This window comes from Myxococcus sp. MH1 (assembly GCF_059738865.1).
Genome location: NZ_AP026947.1, coordinates 870,434 through 888,941 on the forward strand (window position 1 = coordinate 870,434; position 18,508 = coordinate 888,941).

Below are 18,508 nucleotides of genomic sequence, written 5' to 3' on the forward strand. Positions count from 1 at the left end.
TCAGCGCCGACGCTTGCCGGCGGGAGGCTTGCCCGGCTTCTTGCGCGCGGCGGCCTGCTTGCCTCGCGCGGGCCTCGTGGCACGGGCCTTCGACGCGGGGGGCGGCGGAGGCTTCGCCAGGCAGAGCCCCTCCAGCTTCTCGCGCATCGCGCGCGTGGCCTCCTTCAGCAGGTCCACCTCCTCGCGCAGCGACGCCAGCTCACGCGCCTGGGGCTCGCCCTCGCGCAGCGCTCGCACCGTCTCGCGCGCGGCGCGGCGGGCGCGGGCGTCGCTGAGCGGGGTGCCCTCCAGCGCGGGGATGATGCGCCGGTCTCCCAGGGTCCTTGCTGCCTCGAAGACGCCCATCTGCACGCGGAACATCGGGTCCCGCAGCAGCTCCGCCAGCAAATCTACCGCCTCGCGCTGACGGCCGGCCACCTCCGCCAGCCGGGCCACGGCCTGCGTGGCCGCGCGGCGCAGGAAGGCGGGCTGGCCATACGCGGTGCGCGCCTCCACCAGCGGGAAGGCGGCGGGGTCCTGCGACTCGGCCAGCCCGTCCATGGCGCCCACGGCGATGGCGTCCTGGAAGGACGGGCGCGTGGAGGTGGTCTCCAGCACCGTCAGCGCGTCCGCGGCGCGCAGCTTGCCATAGCTGCGCGCGGCCTCCGCCTCCACGAAGTAGCTGGTGTCTCCGGATTGCAGGAGCGAGCGCAAGAGCGCGATGACCTCCGCGTCGCGGCGGAACTCGCCCAGCGCGGCCACGACGGCGCGGCGCACGCGAGGGTGCTCGGCGCGCAGGCTCGCGAGCAGCCGGGCGCGGGCCTCCGGCGTGCGGATGCGGCCCAGGGCCTTGGCGCACGCGGCGCGGGTGCCCCAGAACAGGCGCGCGTCCGCGAGCGCGGTGCCCAGTGTCTCCACGGCGCGGTGGCCTCCGTCGCGCCCCAGCGCGTGGGCGGCCTCGGTGCGGGCGCGGGACTCGGGCGCGGCGCGCAGCTCCTCCAGCCAGAGGCCCACGGCCTTGTCCACCTCCAGCGTGCCCAGCACGTCGCGGCGCGGGTCCACGCGCACCTGCGAGGGCGCGGTGGGGCAGGGCAGGTGGAAGAAGTGCTCCGCGTCCGTCACGTCCAGCCGGTGGCGGGTGTCCCGGCCCTCGACGGTGACGACGACGTCCAGCGGCAGGCGGAACAGGGGCGTGCCCGCGTCGGTGCGCTGCGTCTGGCGCACCTTGAGGCGCAGCCGGCCCTCCTCGGCCTCGTGGCGCACCTCCACCTTGAGCTCCGGGTGGCCGGGGGCGAAGACGTACTGGTCGAAGAAGGCGTCCAGGTTGTGGCCGGTGGCCTGCTCGAAGGCGCGCGACAGGTCCACCGTCTCCACCGAGCCGTGCCGGTGGCGCGAGACGTAGTGGCGCAGGCCGCGGAAGAACAGCTCGTCGCCCAGGCGGCGGCGCAGCTCGTGGAGGACCAGGCCGCCCTTCTCATAAAGGTGCCGGTCGAAGACATCCAGCGGGGCGTGGAAGCGGCGCGAGACGATGGGCCGCGCGTAGCGCTCCTTCACCTCGCCCAGGTAGGCCTCCAGGTCCGCCTGCCGGTGGTGGTCGGCCTCGTCCTGGCCGTCCGCGCGCTCCTTCCACAGCACCTCGAACCAGGTGGCGAAGCCCTCGTTGAGCCAGCCGTGGGGCCAGTCGCGGCAGGTGAGCAGGTCCCCGAACCACTGGTGCGCCAGCTCGTGGGAGATGAGCGGCTCCGCGTTGTAGTCCGCGTGCGCGCGCGCGTCGTGGAGGACGGAGTCGGTGAGGCTGGTGGCGGTGGTGTTCTCCATGCCGCCGAAGATGAACTCGGTGAGGAACACCTGCGCGTAGCCGCTCCACGGGTAGGGCTCGCCGGTGGCCTCCTGGAACACGCGCACCATCTCCGGGGTGCGGCGCACGCACCGCAGCGCGTCCTCGCGTCGACCGCGCGGGAAGAGGTAGCGCAGCGGGACGGTGCCCGCGGTGTCGGTGAGCTCCTCGAAGTCGCCCACCGCGAGCGTGACGAGGTAGGGCGCGTGCGGCTGCTCCATGCGGTAGTGCTGGGTGCGCCGCTGGTCCTGCACGGTGTCGGAGACGAGCACGCCGTTGGAGAGCGCGGTGAGGCCGTCGGGGAAGGTGGCGATGAGCTCCGAGGTGGCCTTCTGCGCGGGCGTGTCCAGGCAGGGGAACCAGTGCCGTGCGTCGGTGTCCTGGTTCTGGGTCCAGGCCTGACGGGGCCGGTCCGGGTAGGCGGCCTCCGGGCCCCAGAAGTAGAGGCCCCGGCGTGGGCGGGCGGTGTAGTGGATGGCCACCTGGGCGGCCTGGCCGGGCGGCAGCGGCGCGGGCAGCTCCACGCGCACGTGCGAGCCGGAGTTGGTGAAGCGCACGGGGCGCTCGTCGACGAGGACGCGCGAGACGTCCAGGTCCACCGCGTCGAAGGTGAGGGTGGACGACAGCCGCACGGCGGACACGCGGGTGGTGCAGACGCCGGTGACGCGGCCTTGCTCGAAGTCGAGCTCCAGCTGGATGCGCACGTGCTCGGCGCGCAGGGGGCGCTCCGCGGCGTAGTGCTCGGTGGCGCCGGGGAGGCTGAAGGCGCGGGACTGGGGGAGGGCGGGCTCGGAGGAGTGACGGTGGCAGCAGCGCATAAGCGGGGATGACTCTTCCGCAAGCGCGCGAAACCGTCGAGCCGGTGTTTCGTCGCACTGTTCCGCCCTGCACCCTCTTGCCGCGCCAGGACATAACGCCTGTCTGGATGGCGCGGGACGGACTACGTTGTCCACCGTGCAGTTCGTCCTCTTCTATTCGGACAAGCGGGTGCGCGAGCAGCTCTTCGCCCATGTGGACGGGACGCGAGGGGTGTTGCTGGTGACGGGTGTGCGTCATGGGGCGGCCATGCGCGCGCCCGAGCTGCGCGAGCCCTTCGCCACGCTGGAGTTCCTCCACGGCCGCGTGTTGACGCAGGTGCTGGTGGCGGACGAGGGCACCCCGGACGGCATGTGGAGGGACCCGCTGGGAGACCTGGGCGACAGGCTGCACCCCGACAGCAAGGATGACGCGTACGCCGTCACCACGGGCTACCTGCTGCTGGTGGATGGCCAGCCGCGCCAGGTGGTGCGCAAGCACGGCCTGCCCGCCGAGGACCTGTGGTTCCTGGAGGACGCGCTGAGCCGGCTGGAGCCGCGCATCCCCGCGCCGGACCCCGCGCGCCGACCGGGGAAGAAGCGCCCGGAGCCCGCGCCTCGCGCACCGCGTCGTCCCGCCAGCACCGGCGCGGCCCGGGAGCCCGAGGAGGCGGGGGGGCGCCGTGCGCGGGACGAGGAGCGGGAGGGCGGCGAGAGTCCGGGGCGTCGCTCCCGAGGCGCCTGGAGCGGTGACGACGAGCAGGTCGGAGGCGAGCATCCGGGTCGTCGCTCGCGAGGCGCCTGGGGCGGTGACGACGAGCAGGTCGGAGGCGAGCATCGCGCACGCGGGGCCCGGAGTCCTCGCGACCCGGAGGCCACGCCGCCCCGGGGCACCCGGGTACGCAGCGAGGCCCCCGCGCGCAAGGACGCATGGGAGGTGCTGGGGCTCGAGCGGGGCGTGTCGCGGGACGAGGCGCGCAAGGCGTTCCGCGCGCTCATCGCTGGCTACCACCCGGACAAGGTGGCGCACCTGGCGCCTGAGTTCCGCGAGCTGGCGGAGCGCCGCACGCGCGAACTCCTGGAGGCGTGGGAGACCGTGGAGCAGGAGCTCGGGTCGTAGCGGCGCGCCGCGGCCGCCCCTGTCATCCGGGCACGGGCCGCACGGTCAGCCCACGCTCGGCACCCCGGGCACGGGCATCGTGACGGGGAGCGCCTCCAGCGCGAAGCGCGCGACGATGGGCATGTGGTCCGACAGCCCGTGGAAGCGGCTCTTCAAGTCCCCGAACGGGTGCGTCTCCTCGGTGTCGAGCCAGCGCACGCCCCCGCCGGAGAACATGTGGTCCAGGTGCATGCGCATGTGCATGAAGCCCGCGGTGGGGAAGCCCCGCGACACGCTCGGGTCAATCTGTCCCACGGCGGCCTGGGCGCACGTGAAGGAGACCTCCCCGGTGAGGTAGCGGAACACCGGGGACGACGGCGGCGAGTTGAAGTCCCCGCAGACGATGAACGGCTCGTCGGCGCGGAGGCTGCCCACGAACTCCGCCAGCTTGCGCGCCTCGTGGAGCTGGTTCACGCCGCAGCCCATCTTGTCCTTGGTGGACCAGAACTCGCGGGCGAAGGGCGTGGGCAGGCTCAGGTGGGTGTTGAAGACGTGGAAGGGGCGCCCGTCCTCGCGGCGCAGCAGGCGCATGTGCGCGCAGATGCGGCTCTGCTTGCGGTCCTTGAGCCGCTGCACGTGGTGGTGGGTGATGGACATGGGCGCGTCCACGTTGTGCTTGTCCACCTGGAGGGTGCGCTTGTTGACGAGCACCGCCAGCCCCGTGGTGTAGAGCGACACCTCGCCCAGCTTGTAGTGGTGCGCGCGGAAGTAGAACGCCTCGTAGGGCATGTCGCGCCCCTGCGCGGCGAACGTCTCCTCCATGCGCCCCATGAAGGCCATCAGCTGCGTCTCGCCGGGCAGCTTGGGGCGGTGGGCGATGGTGCTGCGCAGCGAGGTGGTCTCCACCTCCTGCAGGCACACCACGTCCGGCAGCGGGTCCAGTCCGGCCAGCGCGAAGGCCACCCGGCGCTTGGGGCCCACGGTGCTCGCCAGGCCCCGGAGCATGTGGCCGAAGTAGCGGACGTTGTACGTGACGATTCGAAGCGAAGAGTCGGGCATACGAGGTGCGTGCCCGTCCCGGGCACGCCGCAAAGCTACTCATCCGCCCGCCCGCGCGCCCCCGATTCCTCACCTGCCGGACAGTTGACAGACGGTCGTCCCCGGTCGGGAAGCTCGCGCCGGCCCGTGGGTTCCCTCGCCCTGGAGGCCATGCTTTCCTGGTCGGGAGGAAGGCGCCCGCCTGCCCGGTGGGGTGGCGGACGCCCAGGGCCGGCGAGGGTGGTCTCCCGTGGAACTGGAGGGTCGATGAACGCGATGGGATGGGCGGCGCCGCTGGTGCTGCTGGTGGCGGGCTGTGGCGGCTTCGAGCAGGAGACGTATGACGTGGAGCTGGACGCGGCCCAGGCGGCGGCCGTGCCCTACTCGTGCACCGACAAGACGGCGAAGGAGCCGGTGGCGGTGCCGGGCATCGGCGGCGTCTCCGGCCTGGCGCTCCAGCAGCGCTGGACGGTGCGCGCCGAGGAGTACGGCGCCACGAGCATCGAGGTGCCCGACGTCTCCTTCACGCTGCACCGGGGCGACGTGGCGACGCTCGACGAGGACGACGCCCCGGACATCCTCCAGGGCACGCGCTCCGATGAGGGGCCGTTCCAATACGTGGACATCCGCTCCATCCCGTCGACAGTGGCCGGCGAGTCGAACATCGTCTACGTGCTGCGCTTCTACATCGCCAACGACTCGCTGGAGGACGACGACATCGAGGGCTTCATCGACGTGCGACGCACCTCGTTCGAGGGCCTGGGCATCGACGCGAGGGAGCTCGAGGAGTGCACGTACAAGGTCCGCCTCGCCGGTCGCCGGGTGAAGTGAGCCCGGGGCGCGAGGGCCCCGGGCCCGGCCTCATGGCGCGCGCTTGAGGCGCACCACGGTGTCGAGCAGGTGCTCCAGCGCGGCCTGGGGCTCCAGGCTCAGCCCCGAGTGCACCGGCCCCGTCTGGAGCATGGTGCTGCGCGGGGCCACGAGCCAGTGCCAGCGCTCCTTCTGCGGCAGCTGGCCGATGGGGCCCGCGCCCTTGCCGCCCATGCAGACGCGCTGGAAGCTGTCCAGGTGGCAGCGCACCGTCTCCAGGTCGATGTCGGGCGCGAGCGCCTTCAAGCGCGCCTCGTCCACCTCCACGCGCGCGCCCAGGAAGCGCTGCGTGGTGCAGAAGAGGACGACGCCCACGTTGATGAACTCCTCGCGCTCCACGCGCGGGACGACGCGGATGATGGCGTAGTCAAACGAGCTGTGCGCGGGCACGGGCGGCCTCCTCGATGAAGGCCGGCAGGGCCTGGGCACGCTTGCACAGCCAGCTCACGTAGGCGGCGCGGTGCGCCTCCACGGTGGGGAAGGGGGACTCGGCCGCCTTCAGCCAGCCCTCCGGAATCCCCGCCACGGTGGTCTCCATCAGCTCCCGCGTGAAGTGCGTGGACAGCAGCGCCTGGGCCTGGGGGAGCTGGCTGGCCCACGGCAGCAGCACGTGGTCCTTGATGGGCGCGAAGCGGCTCTGGCTGCGCTCCTCCCAGTCCTCCCACGCGTGGTGGAAGTAGAGCGACGCGCCATGGTCGATGAGCCACAGCTCCCGGTGCCAGCACAGGAGGTTGGGGTTCTTCGGCGTGCGGTCCACGTTGGTGATGAACGCGTCGAACGCCACCAGCGACGACGCCACGTCCACCTTCGGCGCCGGCCCCGCCACCGGGTCGAACGTCACCGAGCCGGGCAGGTAGTCCAGCGCCAGGTTCAGCCCCGCGCTCGCCTTGAGCAGCTCGCGAATCTCGCTGTCCGGCTCGTTGCGGCCCAGCGCCGGGTCCAGCTCCACCAGCACCAGCTCCGGCACGCGCAGCCCCGCGGCCCGGGCCAGCTCCGCGGCGATGTACTCCGCGATGAGCGCCTTGGCCCCCTGGCCCGCCCCCCGGAACTTCACGACATACAGCCCCGCGTCGTCCGCCTCGACGATGGCGGGCAGCGAGCCCCCCTCTCGCAGGGGCGTCACGTAGCGCGTGGCGACGATGGTCCTCGGCATCCTTCCCGTCCTCGCCCCACGCCGCGTCCGGGCCAGGGCCTGGGGCCAAACCCCCGGAAGGAGGGGCCCGGCCGCGCTCTACCACGCCTGACGCGCCTGCCCACCCGCCAAGGGGGTTCACTTCAGGTGGAAAAAGCAGCCCTCCAGGAAACTGATCCTGACGAGCTGCGACAATCAGGGACAGTCGTTGATTCCGCTTCCCCCCGGAGCCGCCAACATGACCGTCACCCGCAAGCCCCTGTCGCTGCCGTCGCCCACCACCCGTACCGGGGAGGCTGCTCGTCCGGAGGCGCCCGCGACGCCCGCCGCGGAGCGCGTGGTGGCCCGGCCCGGCAAGAACGGCACGGACGGCTTCGAGTCGGCCAAGTCGGCGCGGCCCTCGAACTTCGTGGACCGTCCCACCGGTCACCGCCCGGACCCGAACGCCCCGGTGCTGCCGGCCACGGCGTTCGCCTTCGGCCCGAGCAAGGCCACGCTGGCCGGCCGTGACACCTCCACGCCGGTGACGCTGACGGCGTCCGCCACGCCCAACGCGGCGGTCAAGGACCTGGCGACGGTGACGTCCACGGTGAGCTTCGACAAGGACGTCTCGCTCGACTCGCTGAAGCTGAACCTGGACCTGGCGCACTCGTACCGGGGCGACCTGGTGGTGAAGGTGACCAGCCCGTCCGGCAAGACGGCGACGGTGTCCAACCGCCAGGGTGGCAGCGCGGACGACGTGAAGGGCTCGTTCGACCTGAGCACCACGTTCAAGGGCGAGTCGGCCAAGGGCACCTGGACGCTGTCCGTCGAGGACAAGGCGCGCGCGGACACGGGCACGCTGAAGAGCTGGGGCCTGGAGGCCACGGGCAAGGCGCCGGGCACGGACCCGGTGGACCCCAAGCCCCCGCGCCCCACGGGGGACCCGGTCATCGCGGTGTTCGACGGCGGCGTGGACTTCAAGCACAGCGACCTCGACAGCGCGATGTGGACGAACCCGAACGAGATTGCCGGCGACGGAATCGACAACGACGGCAACGGCGTGAAGGACGACATCCACGGCTACAACGTCGGCTTCAACAGCGGCGACGTGATGAAGGGCCAGGGTACGGACCACGGCACGCACGTGGCGGGCATCATCGCGGCCGAGGACAACGGCGAGGGCAACACGGGCATCGCCGCCGGCAAGGCGAAGGTGATGAGCATCGGCGGCCTGTACGACGGCGCGGACCTGCTCACCAACTTCGAGCGCGGCGTGGACTACATCGTCAACATGAAGGAGAACCACGGCGTCAACGTGCGCGCGCTCAACGCGAGCTTCGGTGACGAGTACCGCGACGCGGCCTCGCAGGCGCGCTGGAAGGCCGCCGTGCAGAAGCTGGCGGACGCGGACATCCTGCTGGTCGCGGCCACGGCCAACGGCAACGGCAGCAACATGAACAACGTGCAGGACTTCCCGGCCAACATCGACCTGCCCAACGTCATCACCGTGGCGGCCATGGACCAGCGCAACGACAAGCTGGCGCGCTTCTCCTCGCACGGCGACAAGGTGGTGGAGCTGGCCGCGGTGGGCGAGAACGTCCTGAGCACCGTGCCCGGCGGCGACTGGGAGAAGATGAGCGGCACGTCCATGGCCACCCCCACGGTGGCGGGCGCCGCGGCCCTGATGTTCGCCGCGAACCCGGACCTGACGGCCGCCCAGGTGCGCGACCTGCTGGTGCAGACGGTGGAGCTCGACCCGGACCTCAAGGGCAAGGTCAGCACGGGCGGCAAGCTGGACATCGCCGCCGCCGTGAAGGCCGCCGAGGAGTTCGTCACCACGCCCCCCGCGACCGTCGCGGGCCGCTGAAGCGCCCACGGGCCCGGACGTCCTCCGGGACCTGAGCGGTCGGGTGGGTGGATATCCGGCCCCTGTCTTCCGCGGGTTTCGCGGTGGCAGGGGCCTTTTTTCGGCCCGAATTGATTGCGCGCGATTGAATTGCGCCCTAGATAAAGGGGGTCGAAAAGAAGCGACTCTGAACTTCCAGGAGAACAAGCCATGGCTCCCGTCACGATTTCGCCGCTGTACACCGCCCACGCCACCGCCCACGGAGGCCGGTCGGGCAAGGTCCAGTCCTCGGACCAGGTCATTGATTTGCCGCTGGCGATGCCGAAGGAGCTGGGCGGCGCGGGTGGGGCGGCGACGAACCCGGAGCAGCTGTTCGCGGCGGGGTATTCCTCGTGCTTCGAGAGCGCGCTGCGGCTGGTGGCGGGCAAGGCGGGCAGGAAGCTGGGGCCCGAGGTGGGCATCACCGCGTCGGTGACGATTGGGAAGACGCCGGACGGGGGCTTCGGGCTGGCGGTGGAACTGAAGGGCATCCTGCCGGGCATCCCCCGTGACGAGGCGGAGAAGCTGATGCACGCGGCGCACGAGGTGTGCCCGTACTCACGCGCCACGCGCGGCAACATCGACGTGAAGCTCTCCGTCGCGGAGCAGTGAGCGAACAGCCGTTCAGGCCTGCAAGGGAGTTGGTATGGGGAGGAATGTCGAACTCCTCCCTGTCCGCTCCCTCGCCTCGCGCATCCCTGTCCCTCGTCGCCCGTGAGAAGGGGGCGGTACGCGCCTGGTCCTTCGAGCGGGCTGGAGCGGCGGTGACGTTCCGAGAGGGCCCGCTCGGTGGGAAGTCGAAGCAGACCGAGAAGACGTTCGAGACCGAGGCCGAGGCGATGGCCTTCTGCGAGAAGAGCCTGCGCGCGAAGGTGGAGAAGGGGTACTTCGCCTCGGAGCTGGGCTTTCGCGCCGTGCCTGTCGAGCAGGTGCGCGCCGAGCTGAAGGTCGCGGACGCCGCCGAGGGCCGGGTGCTGGTGCATGACGGTGACCTCGTCATTCCGCACGACCTCATCCTGGATGACGGGTTCGGGTTGCTGGCGCCGGAGCAGGACGCGCAGGCCCCGTTGGTGGGGCTGTGGGTGCGCGGCGCGCTCACCGTCGAGGGCTGCCTGCTCAACTTCGAGGACGACACGGGGCCCTTCCTGCAGGTGGGAGGCGCGCTGGTCGCCCGGGGTATCGGCGTGGGTGGCTCCCAGGTCCGGGTCGATGGGAGCGTCCGTACGGGCGAGCTCATCGGCGTCTACAACCACGGGCTCGTCGATGTGGGCGGCGACCTGGACGCGCGCATCGTGGCGACCGAGCACACGGTGAGCGTGGCGGGGACTCTGAACGCGATGCGCTTCCTGGGGTGGGGCGCGAGTGTGTTCCGAGTCGTGGACGGTGTGGAGGAGGTGAGTGACCCGCATGAGGCCTCGGGTGTCTTCGTGGCGGGGGTGCTCAAGAAGCCGGAGGGGCAGGTGGACCTGTCGCTCGCGCGCAAGCGGCTGGCGGAGGGGAAGCCGAACCTGCTCGAGGCGCCGGTGAGTGTCCGCGCCGAGTTCCGCAAGCAGATGGCGAAGAAGCTGGAGGCGCCGGAGAAGCTCAAGAGCCTGGTGCTGAGCCGGAAGAACCTCCGCGTCCTGCCGGCGGAGTTGTTCCAGTTCCGTCGGTTGGAAACGCTGGACCTGTCGGGGAACAAGCTGCGCAGGCTGCCCGAGGAGCTGGGGTTGCTGACGGAGCTGCGAGAGCTCCGGCTGGGAGGCAACGGGCTGCAGGAACTGCCGGAGTCGGTGGGGGAGTTGGGGAAGCTCGTCCACCTGGACCTGGAGGCGAACTGCCTCTGGCGGCTGCCGGAGTCCCTGGCGCGCTGCACGGAGCTGCGGAGCATCAACCTCGTCAACAATCCCTATTCGTACGTGCGCGCCTCGTTCGGGAGCTGGCGGCAGGTGAAGGTGCTGCGGGACTTCCCCGAGGTGCTCACACGGTTGCCGAAGCTGGAGGTGGTGGAGTTCAACGGGACCTTCCTGCGCGCGTTGCCGACGCGGACCTTCGACAGTCGGGGCTTGCAGCGGGTGAGCATCAAGGACTCGCTCATCACGGAGGTGGACAAGGCGTTGCATCCGTTGGTCGAGGTCGACCTGGAGGCCGCGAAGAAGACGGCGGCGGACTTCGTGCGCTTCTGGTTCGCGCACGACTCCGTGCACCTGGAGGACTTCTATGACGCGAAGACGCGGACGTATGACTTCGCGGACGTCATCGCGCTGGTCCACATGCTGGTCGAGAGCGCCCTGCCTGTCACCGCGGCGTACGAGGGGGTGCTGGCGACGTGGAAGGACCAGGTTGAACGTGTGGGCCACGTCATCGACCGGGCCGAGCGGAACCCGGAGCACTCGCGCGCGCTGTTCGGCGCGCTCCGGGATTCCCTCGACACGGTGGGCAACACCACGGGGGCGAACGTGCTCGTGGATGGGCTGCGTGGGCTGTTCGACGAGCGAGCGCGCGCGGGGGGGTAGAGCCCGGCACGCTCCGTGTCGCGGGGGACACGCTGTGCCATGAAGGACGCACGGGTTTTCCCTTAAGGACGCGGTGTCATGTGCGTGCGAGAGGCACGCGGGTGCGTCACTCCTCGACGCCCTCCCTCGGAGGACTCGCGGGAGGCGCCTTGGGGGGCCTCCTGGCATGTCCCTTGAAGTCTCCCCGGGGTGAAGGGGGGAAGCCTGTATGCATGAGCGTCAGCTCATTCCGATGGATGTGGCGGGGACCGCGGTCCTGGTGGCGGCTCGGATGTTGTTGGAGGAGCCGGACGTCGAGGAGTTCTTCGGGTGGTGGCGGCCCGAGGCGGGAGGACGTCCGCCAGGGCGGTGGAGCGCGGCGGAGGGGACCCGGTTGTATGCCGTGGCCGAGCGGGGCAACGGCGTCATCGGCCTCGCGGCGCTGACCCACATCCGCCGCGAGGAGCATTACGCCCGCGTGTGCTGCTCCATCCTGGCGCAGCATCGCCAGAATGGCGCGGGGCACTGGACCCTGTCGGAGCTCATCCGGCAGGGCGTCAGGCTGGATGGACTGCGACACCTGGAGACCTCCGTCCGCGCGGGGCATTCGACGTCGCTTTCGACCCTGGAGTCGCTCGGCTTCCGGCGCCTGGACGTTTCAGGCCAGCTGTCCGGCGACATGTCTCCGAGCGGGTATGTCTATCTCCGGTTGGATTTGCCCTCCGGGTCGGTGGGGTACTTCCCACGTGTCATCGCGCGCAATCTCTGCGCGTGACGCGGCCGCTGGCGGGAGACGGACTCCCGCCCCGCGCATTCCTGTCGCGGGTGGCGGCGCGTGAGCCGGCGCAGCGCCCTGGCGGGCTTGCCGGGCCGGCGGGGCCACCTCCAAGCGGCTTGGTTGGAGTTTGTGACTTTGCAAGTCAATCTCAAATTTGTATGCTTGGGTCCATGGCACAGGTCCAGACGGTCGAGGCGCTCGAAGGGGTGGTGGGCTCCCGCCCGCTGGGCGTGATGCTCAAGTCGTTGGACTCGCTGGACGACCACTGCGTCAAGCTGCTGGCGTGTTCATCGTTCGCGGTGCTCGGCTATGTCGACGTGGACGGGCAGGGGCGCGCGACGGCGGTTGGCGGGCCCCTGGGGTTCGCGCGCGTCGTGGACTCGACGCACCTGGAGCTGCGGCTGGACGCGCCCATCCCGCTCAACCCGACCGTGGGCTGTGGCCTGCTGTTCTTCATCCCGGGCCTGGGCGAGACGCTGCGGGTCAACGGGCACGCGACGCTCGAAGGACACACCCTTCGCGTCACCGTGGAAGAAGCCTTCGTGCACTGCGCGAAGGCCATCATCCGCTCGGGGCTCTGGAAGTCACCGAAGCCCGCCACCTCGGACACTCGCGCCGCGGGCACCTGGAGTGGTGACCCCGAGGTGCACGACTGGCTGTCACGCACGCCCTTCGTCGCGCTGGCCTCGTGGGATGCGCAGGGCCTCGCGGACGTGAGCCCCAAGGGCGACCCCACGGGCTTCCTCCGACTCGACGGCACGCGCGTGGCCGTGCCCGACCGCCCCGGCAACCGTCGCACGGACACGTTCCACAACGTCCTCGAACAATCCCGCGTGGCGCTGCTCGCGCTCATCCCTGGTGAGACGCGCTTCCTGGAGGTCTCCGGCGTCGCCTCGCTCTCCACCGAGCCCGCGCTGCTGGCCTCGATGGCTGTCGAGGGCAAGGTGCCGAAGATGGCGCTGCTGCTGGAGTCCCACGCGGCGCGTCTCCACGCCAGTCAGGCCATCGTCGACGCGGGGCTGTGGGACACCGCGCGTCACGTGCCCGCGAGCCAGCTCCCCAAGATGGCGGATGTGTTCGTCGACCACGTCCGGCGCAGCCCCCAGAAGGGCGCCGCCGCCGCGACGGTGCGCGCCCTCGTGTCCAGGAGGATGCTGAGCTGGGCACTGGAGCAGGACTACAAGAAGAACCTGTACTGAGTCCGCGAGGGCTCCCGTGTCTCGCGACGCAGGGAGCCCTCGTGCACCGTCAGAACCGCTTCACCTCGGTCAACACCTGCCGCGAGTGCCGCGTCACCGTCCCGAAGCGCGCGAGCGACTCCGCGCGCAGGTGCTTCGCCGCGTCGCTCGTGGTGTAGCGCTGGAAGTCCGCCTCACTGGCCAGCTCGAAGTGACACACGTACCGGGTCCAGCCATCCGGGGCCCGCTCCGTGTCCTTCCACTTGCGGCACCCCAGGAACCCCGGCTCGCGCAGCACCTCGGGGACGTGCGTCCCTTCGTGCCACTGGTTCCACGCAGCCTCCGCGCCGGGCTCCACCTCGATGACCACCGTGTACAGCGCCGTCACGGCTGCCACGCACCGAAGCCCGTCAGCTTCGCGCCACCCTGGGACTCACGCTTGCCCTTGGACGAGACGCGATAGGTGAAGTCCGACAGCGGCTCGAACCGCGCCTCGTGCGCCAGCCCGCCGAGCGTCTTCTCCCACGGGTCCGCGGCGAACAGCAGCGTGCGCACCTGCTTCGCGTTCGTCGGCCCCTCGTTCGCGTCCACCTGGAGCACCGGCACCCGCTTGGTGCCCACCGCCAGCGTCTCGCGCACGGCCGGCGCAGAGTTGGGGACCGCGGGCGGCCACTGCTTGGGCTCCAGCCCCAGCGAGATGAACGACAGCAGCACCTCCTCCAGCGGCATCACGCTCGCCTGCGAGAAGTCCTGGCACGGCGCCTCGTCCGTCGCGGGGTTCACCGGCGCCTCCGTGCGCAGCACGTAACCGGCCTCCGCCGACTGGCACGTGCGCAGCACCGTCTTCGTGCCCTCCGACTCCATCTCCCGGTCGAACCACGTGCCAGGACCCAGCGGCCACTCCAGGTCCGGCGCCATGCCCGCGCCCTCCTTGCCCTGGCGCATCGACACCAGCGTGAGCTGATGGCTGCCCGCGCCGCCGAAGCCCGACAGCGTGGTGCTCGCGTCGAGAAGCCCGTTCGTCAGGTACAGCGGCCCCGCGTCCACCGCGTACAGCCGGTTCTCCAGTGGACCATCCACCGGGCGATTGTCGCGCAGATAACGCTTCGCCTCCCACGTGCGGCCCGCGGCCGTGGGCTGCTCGGACGTCGCGGTGCCCTCGCGCGCGACCTCCAGCGGCCGGGAGGCCTCCACGCGCATGGGAATCGCCAGCCGCCGCGACAGCCGGGGCTGCGTCAGCTCACCCCCCTTGTCGCTCTGGAGCGTCAGCGTCAGCCACACGCGCGAGCTCTCCACCGCCGCGACCTCCAGCGTCAGCTGACCCGCCGCGGCCGAGCCACCCTGCGCGTCGCGCGGCGGCGTGCGAATCGCGGAGAACGAATAGACGACCTGGTCGCCCACCCGGGCGCGGTGCCAGGCAGAGGTCCCCTTCGTCGAGGCAGGAGCCTCGGGCGCGGCGGTGCCCGTGGGCGTGTCCGTGGCGCTCCCGGACGTGCCGCCTTGCGTCACCGGCACACCATCAGTGGGGCCCGCGGCGCGGGGCTTCGTGCTCTCACAGCCGGAGCCGAGCGTCAGCGTCGCGCACAGGAGCGCGGAGCGGGACAGGAAGGAAGCGGAGGGCTTTCGCATTCGGGCGTCACCTCACGAGAAGGGCCTTGCGCGGCATTGCGCGACCCCAGGCGGGGCTTGATACACCGGGGGACAGGTCATCCCCAACTTCCTGGAGTTTCCGCGCTCATGCCCACCCCACTGTCCATCCGCCGGGTCGTCCTCTACAAGCATGGCGTCGGGTACTTCGAGCGCCGGGGCAGCGTCACGGGCAGCGACACCCTGCACCTGGACTTCAAGGCGCGGGACATGAACGACGTGCTCAAGTCGCTGACGGTGTTGGACCTGTCGGGCGGCTCGGTGTCGGCGGTGAGCTACGACTCGACGAAGCCGCTGGAGCAGCTGCTCGCGGAGGCCACCATCCGGATTCCGGAGGACGGCAGCCTCACGGCGCTGCTCGGGCAGATCAAGGGCGCGCGCGTGCGGGCGCGCGTGGGCGGCGGTCAGGTGGAGGGCGCCATCATCGGCCTGGAGTCGCTCGCGGTGGCCGCCGGTGAGACGAGCGTGGTGCGCCCCTTCCTGTCGCTGCTGGTGGGCGCGTCGCTGCGCACGTTCGACGTGCTGGACATCACCGAGCTGGAGTTCCTCGACGAGGCGGTGCGCAAGGACTTGGAGTTCTATCTGTCCACGGTGCTGTCCTCGTACAAGAAGGACAGCAAGCGCATGAGCATCCTCACCGCGGGCGAGGGCGAGCGCGAGGTGTTCGTCAGCTATGTGGTGGAAGCGCCGGTGTGGAAGACCAGCTACCGCATCCTCCTGGACGAGGGCGAGTCGCCGCTGCTCCAGGGCTGGGCGCTGGTGGACAACACGGGGGACGAGGACTGGGTGGACGTGGAGCTGGCGCTCGTCGCGGGCCTGCCGGTGTCGTTCGTGCACGACCTCTACAACCCCCGCTACATGAAGCGTCCCGTGGTGGAGGTGAGGACGGAGGCCGCCGCCGCGCCGGTGATTCCGGAGGAGAGCTACGCGAGCGCCCCGGCCGTGATGGATGAAGAGAGTGATGCCATGCCGATGATGGCCGAGCTGGCGCCCGCGCCGGCGATGGCGCCGGGCCGCTCCCGCTCGCTGATGCGAAGCAAGGGCGGAGCGACCTCCGGTGGTCCTGGTGGGCCCCGGCTGCGCGATGTGCTCGAGCAGCAGGGCTCGAAGGTGACGACGCTGACGAAGGACGTGGGGGACTTGTTCGAGTACGGCGTGGACCGGCCGGTGACGGTGCACCGCAACCAGAGCGCACTGGTGCCCATCCTGCACAAGCCGTTCGAGGGGCGTCGGGTGCTGCTCTACAACCGGGCCACGCGCGAGAAGAACCCGATGGCGTGCATCGAGCTGAAGAACACCACGGGCCTGACGCTGGAGGGCGGCCCGGTGACGGTGACGGAGGACGAGCGCTACGTGGGCGAGGCGATGCTCGACACGATGAAGCCGCAGGACACGCGCTTCGTGCCGTACGCGGTGGAGCTGGGCTGCGTCGTCACGGTGGAGGAGGGCGCCGAGGACGGGCCCGTCTTCCGCGTGGTGGTGAGCCACGGCAGCCTGATGGCGGAGTACCACAACGTGCGGCGCACGACGTACGTGGTGCGCAACAAGGCGCCCCGTCCGCAGGTGCTGTTCATCGAGCACCCGCGCATCGGCTGGGAGCTGGCCAAGGACATGCCCGCGCCCGAGGAGACGACGGACGGCTTCTGGCGCTTCAAGCGGACGCTGGCCGCGGGCGCGCAGGAGACGTTCGTGGTGTCCGAGCGCACCACGGGCCATCGGCACTACGCGCTGTCCTCGGTGGGGCCGGACGACGTGGCCTTCTTCCTGTCGCAGCGCTACGTGGACCAGGCGATGTCGGACGCGCTGCGGGAGGTGATTGCCATCCGCGAGCGCGTGGCCACGCTCACGCGCGACGAACAGCAGCTCACCCAGGAGCGCGCGCAGCTCTTCAAGGACCAGGAGCGCATCCGCTCCAACATCGAGTCGCTCAAGAGCGGCGTGTCGCAGCGGGAGCTGGCCGAGCGCTTCGTGGCCAAGCTCAACGAGCAGGAGGACCGGCTGGAGGCCATCGCCCGCGAGCTGGAGCGGCTGGCGAAGGAGCGACAGGCGGCGCAGGAGGAGCTGCACCGCCGCGTCCAGTCGCTCAGCCTGGTGTCGAACCTCTAATCACAGCTCACGGGGTGGCGCGGTGGACTTCATCACCGCCCACCACGGTGAGGTGGACCTGGGCGCCGGGCAGCTCGGAGACGGGCGCGTCCACGGGGTCCACGGACAGGGCGACGAAGTCCGCGTCCATGCCGGGCTGCAGGCGGCCACGGCGCGCCTCGGCGAAGGAGGCGTAGGCGGCGCCCACGGTGAAGCCCTCCAGGGCCTCCTGGCCGCTGAGGCGCTGGTCGGCGTACCAGCCGCCCTCGGGCGCGCCTTGCGCGTCCTGGCGGGTGCGCGCGGCGTACAGGCCGGCGAGCACGTCGGGGCGCTCCACGGGGAAGTCGCTGCCCAGGGCGAGCACGGCGCCGGAGGACTTCAGGCGCTGCCATGCGTAGGCGCCGCGGATGCGCTCGGGACCCACGCGCGCCTCGGCCCAGGGCATGTCGCTGGTGGCGTGCGTGGGCTGCACGCTGGCGATGAGGCCGATGCGGCCCAGGCGGGTGATGTCATCCAGGCCCATGATTTGCGCGTGCTCCACGCGGTGGCGGCCCGCTTGGGTGGACGTGGCCTGCATCGCGCGCGCGAGGGTGTCGAGCACCAGGGTGTTGGCGCGGTCGCCGATGGCGTGGGTGCAGACCTGGAAGCCGGCGCGCATGAAGTCGGTGACGCGCTTCTCGTACTCCTCGGGGGTGAGGAGCAAGAGGCCGCGGTGGCCGGGCTCGTCGCTGTAGTCCTGGTGCAGGGCGGCGCCACGGCTGCCGAGCGCTCCGTCCAGCACGAGCTTCACCGCGCGAAGGGTGAGGCGCTCGCCCTGGTAGGGGCCCATGCGGAGGAACTCGGCGCGCTCGGGGGCCTGGCCGTCGGCCATAGCGTAGACGCGCAGGGGCAGCTTGCCTTCCTTGTCCAGGCGCTGGAGCAACTGGAAGGTGGCCAGGTCCATGCCAGCGTCGTGTACGCCGGTGAGGCCCACGCGCGCGGCGCGGTGGAGGGCGGCGGTGAGCTGCGCGGTGCGCTCGGCCTCGGTGAGGGGCGGCAGCACGGCGTGAATCAGGCCGATGGCGTTGTCGACGAGGATGCCAGTGGGCTCGCCGCTGGCGTCACGGAGGATGCGGCCGCCGTTGGGGTCCTGGGTGGTGCGGGTGATGTTCGCGCGTCGCAGCGCCTCGCTGTTGACCCAGGCGGCGTGACCGTCGATGCGCGTGAGGTAGACGGGCGTGCGCGGGTGCTTGGCGTCGAGGTCCTGTCGGGTGGGGAAGGTCTTCTCGGGCCAGTCGTTCTGGTCCCAGCCTTGTCCGACGAGCCACTCGCCCTGGTAGGAGGTGCTCGGCGCGTTGGCGACGCGGGCGAGGGCCTCCTCCTTGGTGGTGGCGCCGAGCAGGGTGACGGTGGCCTCCCACTGACCGAGCGAGGACAAGTGTCCGTGCGAGTCGGTGAGGCCGGGGACGATGGTGGCGGAGCCCAGGTCCACGACGCGCGCGCCGGGACCGGCGGCGGCGAGGACCTCGTCACGGGTGCCGGTGGCGAGCACCTTGCCGTCGCGGACGGCGAGGGCCTCGACGACGGGGCGGCCCGGGTCGAGGGTGCGCACGCGCGCCGCCACATAGACGGAGGTGCCCGCGGTGTCCGGGCGCGGGGTGTTCCGCGTGCAGCCGCCGAGGAGGGAGAGGAGCAGTACCGCACCGAGGAGCCCGCCGATTCGTCGCAGCATCGTTTCGCGCACCTGTCTG

At 71.1% G+C, this 18,508-nt stretch carries 15 protein-coding genes; 8 read left to right on the forward strand and 7 right to left on the reverse strand.

Annotated elements, in window-relative coordinates; translation table 11 throughout:
- Positions 1-2,634 carry a M1 family aminopeptidase gene (locus AC6JA9_RS03645; RefSeq protein WP_497959084.1) on the reverse strand — a complete coding sequence of 878 codons (2,634 nt, stop codon included), beginning with the start codon at positions 2,632-2,634 and terminating at the stop codon, positions 1-3.
- A gap of 136 nt (positions 2,635-2,770) precedes the next feature.
- Between AC6JA9_RS03645 and AC6JA9_RS03650 the strand changes: the two genes are divergently transcribed.
- On the forward strand, positions 2,771-3,730 hold the full coding sequence (locus AC6JA9_RS03650; RefSeq protein WP_497960624.1) for a J domain-containing protein: 960 nt from the start codon (positions 2,771-2,773) through the stop codon (positions 3,728-3,730).
- 45 nt (positions 3,731-3,775) lie between these two features.
- On the opposite strand, the gene AC6JA9_RS03655 is transcribed toward AC6JA9_RS03650, so the two are convergent.
- On the reverse strand, positions 3,776-4,768 hold the full coding sequence (locus AC6JA9_RS03655; protein ID WP_426748273.1) for an endonuclease/exonuclease/phosphatase family protein: 993 nt from the start codon (positions 4,766-4,768) through the stop codon (positions 3,776-3,778).
- A 246-nt stretch (positions 4,769-5,014) separates the two neighbouring features.
- Between AC6JA9_RS03655 and AC6JA9_RS03660 the strand changes: the two genes are divergently transcribed.
- Positions 5,015-5,578: a hypothetical protein gene (locus AC6JA9_RS03660; RefSeq protein ID WP_141329407.1), complete on the forward strand. Its 564-nt coding sequence runs from the start codon at positions 5,015-5,017 to the stop codon at positions 5,576-5,578.
- Between the two features lie 30 nt (positions 5,579-5,608).
- Here AC6JA9_RS03660 and AC6JA9_RS03665 read toward each other — a convergent pair whose 3' ends face one another.
- Positions 5,609-6,007, reverse strand: coding sequence for a DUF3037 domain-containing protein (locus tag AC6JA9_RS03665; RefSeq protein ID WP_497959085.1), 399 nt, complete (start codon positions 6,005-6,007; stop codon positions 5,609-5,611).
- A complete protein-coding gene (locus tag AC6JA9_RS03670) occupies positions 5,985-6,770 on the reverse strand; it encodes a HipA family kinase (protein WP_497959086.1) in 786 nt (261 codons plus the stop codon). Before AC6JA9_RS03670 ends, AC6JA9_RS03665 begins: the two co-directional genes overlap by 23 nt.
- A gap of 217 nt (positions 6,771-6,987) precedes the next feature.
- On the opposite strand from AC6JA9_RS03670, the gene AC6JA9_RS03675 reads away from it, so the two are divergent.
- The 5 genes from AC6JA9_RS03675 (at position 6,988) to AC6JA9_RS03695 (ending at position 13,067) form a co-directional block, all read left to right on the forward strand.
- Complete coding sequence (locus tag AC6JA9_RS03675) at positions 6,988-8,598, forward strand: S8 family serine peptidase (RefSeq protein WP_223749201.1); 1,611 nt, start codon at positions 6,988-6,990, stop codon at positions 8,596-8,598.
- A gap of 189 nt (positions 8,599-8,787) precedes the next feature.
- The gene (locus AC6JA9_RS03680) at positions 8,788-9,228 is read left to right on the forward strand and encodes an organic hydroperoxide resistance protein (protein ID WP_223749202.1); all 441 of its coding nucleotides are present in this window, start codon (positions 8,788-8,790) and stop codon (positions 9,226-9,228) included.
- A gap of 44 nt (positions 9,229-9,272) precedes the next feature.
- Entirely contained in the window at positions 9,273-11,111 is a 1,839-nt protein-coding gene (locus AC6JA9_RS03685) for a leucine-rich repeat domain-containing protein (RefSeq protein WP_497959087.1), read from the forward strand.
- Positions 11,112-11,319: 208 nt separating this feature from the next.
- Complete coding sequence (locus AC6JA9_RS03690; RefSeq protein WP_497959088.1) at positions 11,320-11,865, forward strand: GNAT family N-acetyltransferase; 546 nt, start codon at positions 11,320-11,322, stop codon at positions 11,863-11,865.
- A gap of 173 nt (positions 11,866-12,038) precedes the next feature.
- On the forward strand, positions 12,039-13,067 hold the full coding sequence (locus AC6JA9_RS03695) for a pyridoxamine 5'-phosphate oxidase family protein (RefSeq protein ID WP_497959089.1): 1,029 nt from the start codon (positions 12,039-12,041) through the stop codon (positions 13,065-13,067).
- A 49-nt stretch (positions 13,068-13,116) separates the two neighbouring features.
- Here AC6JA9_RS03695 and AC6JA9_RS03700 read toward each other — a convergent pair whose 3' ends face one another.
- Together AC6JA9_RS03700 and AC6JA9_RS03705 are read right to left on the reverse strand one after the other, a co-directional pair.
- Positions 13,117-13,443: a DUF4286 family protein gene (locus AC6JA9_RS03700; protein WP_426748268.1), complete on the reverse strand. Its 327-nt coding sequence runs from the start codon at positions 13,441-13,443 to the stop codon at positions 13,117-13,119.
- Positions 13,431-14,675, reverse strand: a complete 1,245-nt coding sequence (locus tag AC6JA9_RS03705) for a DUF6068 family protein (protein WP_223782371.1) — start codon at positions 14,673-14,675, stop codon at positions 13,431-13,433. Before AC6JA9_RS03705 ends, AC6JA9_RS03700 begins: the two co-directional genes overlap by 13 nt.
- A gap of 108 nt (positions 14,676-14,783) precedes the next feature.
- Here AC6JA9_RS03705 and AC6JA9_RS03710 point away from each other — a divergent pair, with 108 nt between their 5' ends.
- Positions 14,784-16,799 carry a hypothetical protein gene (locus AC6JA9_RS03710; RefSeq protein ID WP_497959090.1) on the forward strand — a complete coding sequence of 672 codons (2,016 nt, stop codon included), beginning with the start codon at positions 14,784-14,786 and terminating at the stop codon, positions 16,797-16,799.
- 7 nt (positions 16,800-16,806) lie between these two features.
- Here AC6JA9_RS03710 and AC6JA9_RS03715 read toward each other — a convergent pair whose 3' ends face one another.
- On the reverse strand, positions 16,807-18,489 hold the full coding sequence (locus AC6JA9_RS03715; protein ID WP_497959091.1) for an amidohydrolase: 1,683 nt from the start codon (positions 18,487-18,489) through the stop codon (positions 16,807-16,809).
- Between the last annotated feature and the right edge of the window lie 19 nt (positions 18,490-18,508).

What these genes read in the sequence shown, in the direction of transcription:
- AC6JA9_RS03695 (WP_497959089.1), top strand. Translation starts at nt 12,039, where the DNA reads ATGGCACAGGTCCAGACGGTCGAGGCGCTCGAAGGGGTGGTGGGCTCC.
- AC6JA9_RS03685 (WP_497959087.1), top strand. Translation starts at nt 9,273, where the DNA reads ATGTCGAACTCCTCCCTGTCCGCTCCCTCGCCTCGCGCATCCCTGTCC.
- AC6JA9_RS03680 (WP_223749202.1), top strand. Translation starts at nt 8,788, where the DNA reads ATGGCTCCCGTCACGATTTCGCCGCTGTACACCGCCCACGCCACCGCC.
- AC6JA9_RS03670 (WP_497959086.1), bottom strand. Translation starts at nt 6,770, where the DNA reads ATGCCGAGGACCATCGTCGCCACGCGCTACGTGACGCCCCTGCGAGAG.
- AC6JA9_RS03655 (WP_426748273.1), bottom strand. Translation starts at nt 4,768, where the DNA reads ATGCCCGACTCTTCGCTTCGAATCGTCACGTACAACGTCCGCTACTTC.
- AC6JA9_RS03660 (WP_141329407.1), top strand. Translation starts at nt 5,015, where the DNA reads ATGAACGCGATGGGATGGGCGGCGCCGCTGGTGCTGCTGGTGGCGGGC.
- AC6JA9_RS03710 (WP_497959090.1), top strand. Translation starts at nt 14,784, where the DNA reads ATGCCCACCCCACTGTCCATCCGCCGGGTCGTCCTCTACAAGCATGGC.
- AC6JA9_RS03675 (WP_223749201.1), top strand. Translation starts at nt 6,988, where the DNA reads ATGACCGTCACCCGCAAGCCCCTGTCGCTGCCGTCGCCCACCACCCGT.
- AC6JA9_RS03645 (WP_497959084.1), bottom strand. Translation starts at nt 2,634, where the DNA reads ATGCGCTGCTGCCACCGTCACTCCTCCGAGCCCGCCCTCCCCCAGTCC.
- AC6JA9_RS03715 (WP_497959091.1), bottom strand. Translation starts at nt 18,489, where the DNA reads ATGCTGCGACGAATCGGCGGGCTCCTCGGTGCGGTACTGCTCCTCTCC.
- AC6JA9_RS03690 (WP_497959088.1), top strand. Translation starts at nt 11,320, where the DNA reads ATGCATGAGCGTCAGCTCATTCCGATGGATGTGGCGGGGACCGCGGTC.
- AC6JA9_RS03705 (WP_223782371.1), bottom strand. Translation starts at nt 14,675, where the DNA reads ATGCGAAAGCCCTCCGCTTCCTTCCTGTCCCGCTCCGCGCTCCTGTGC.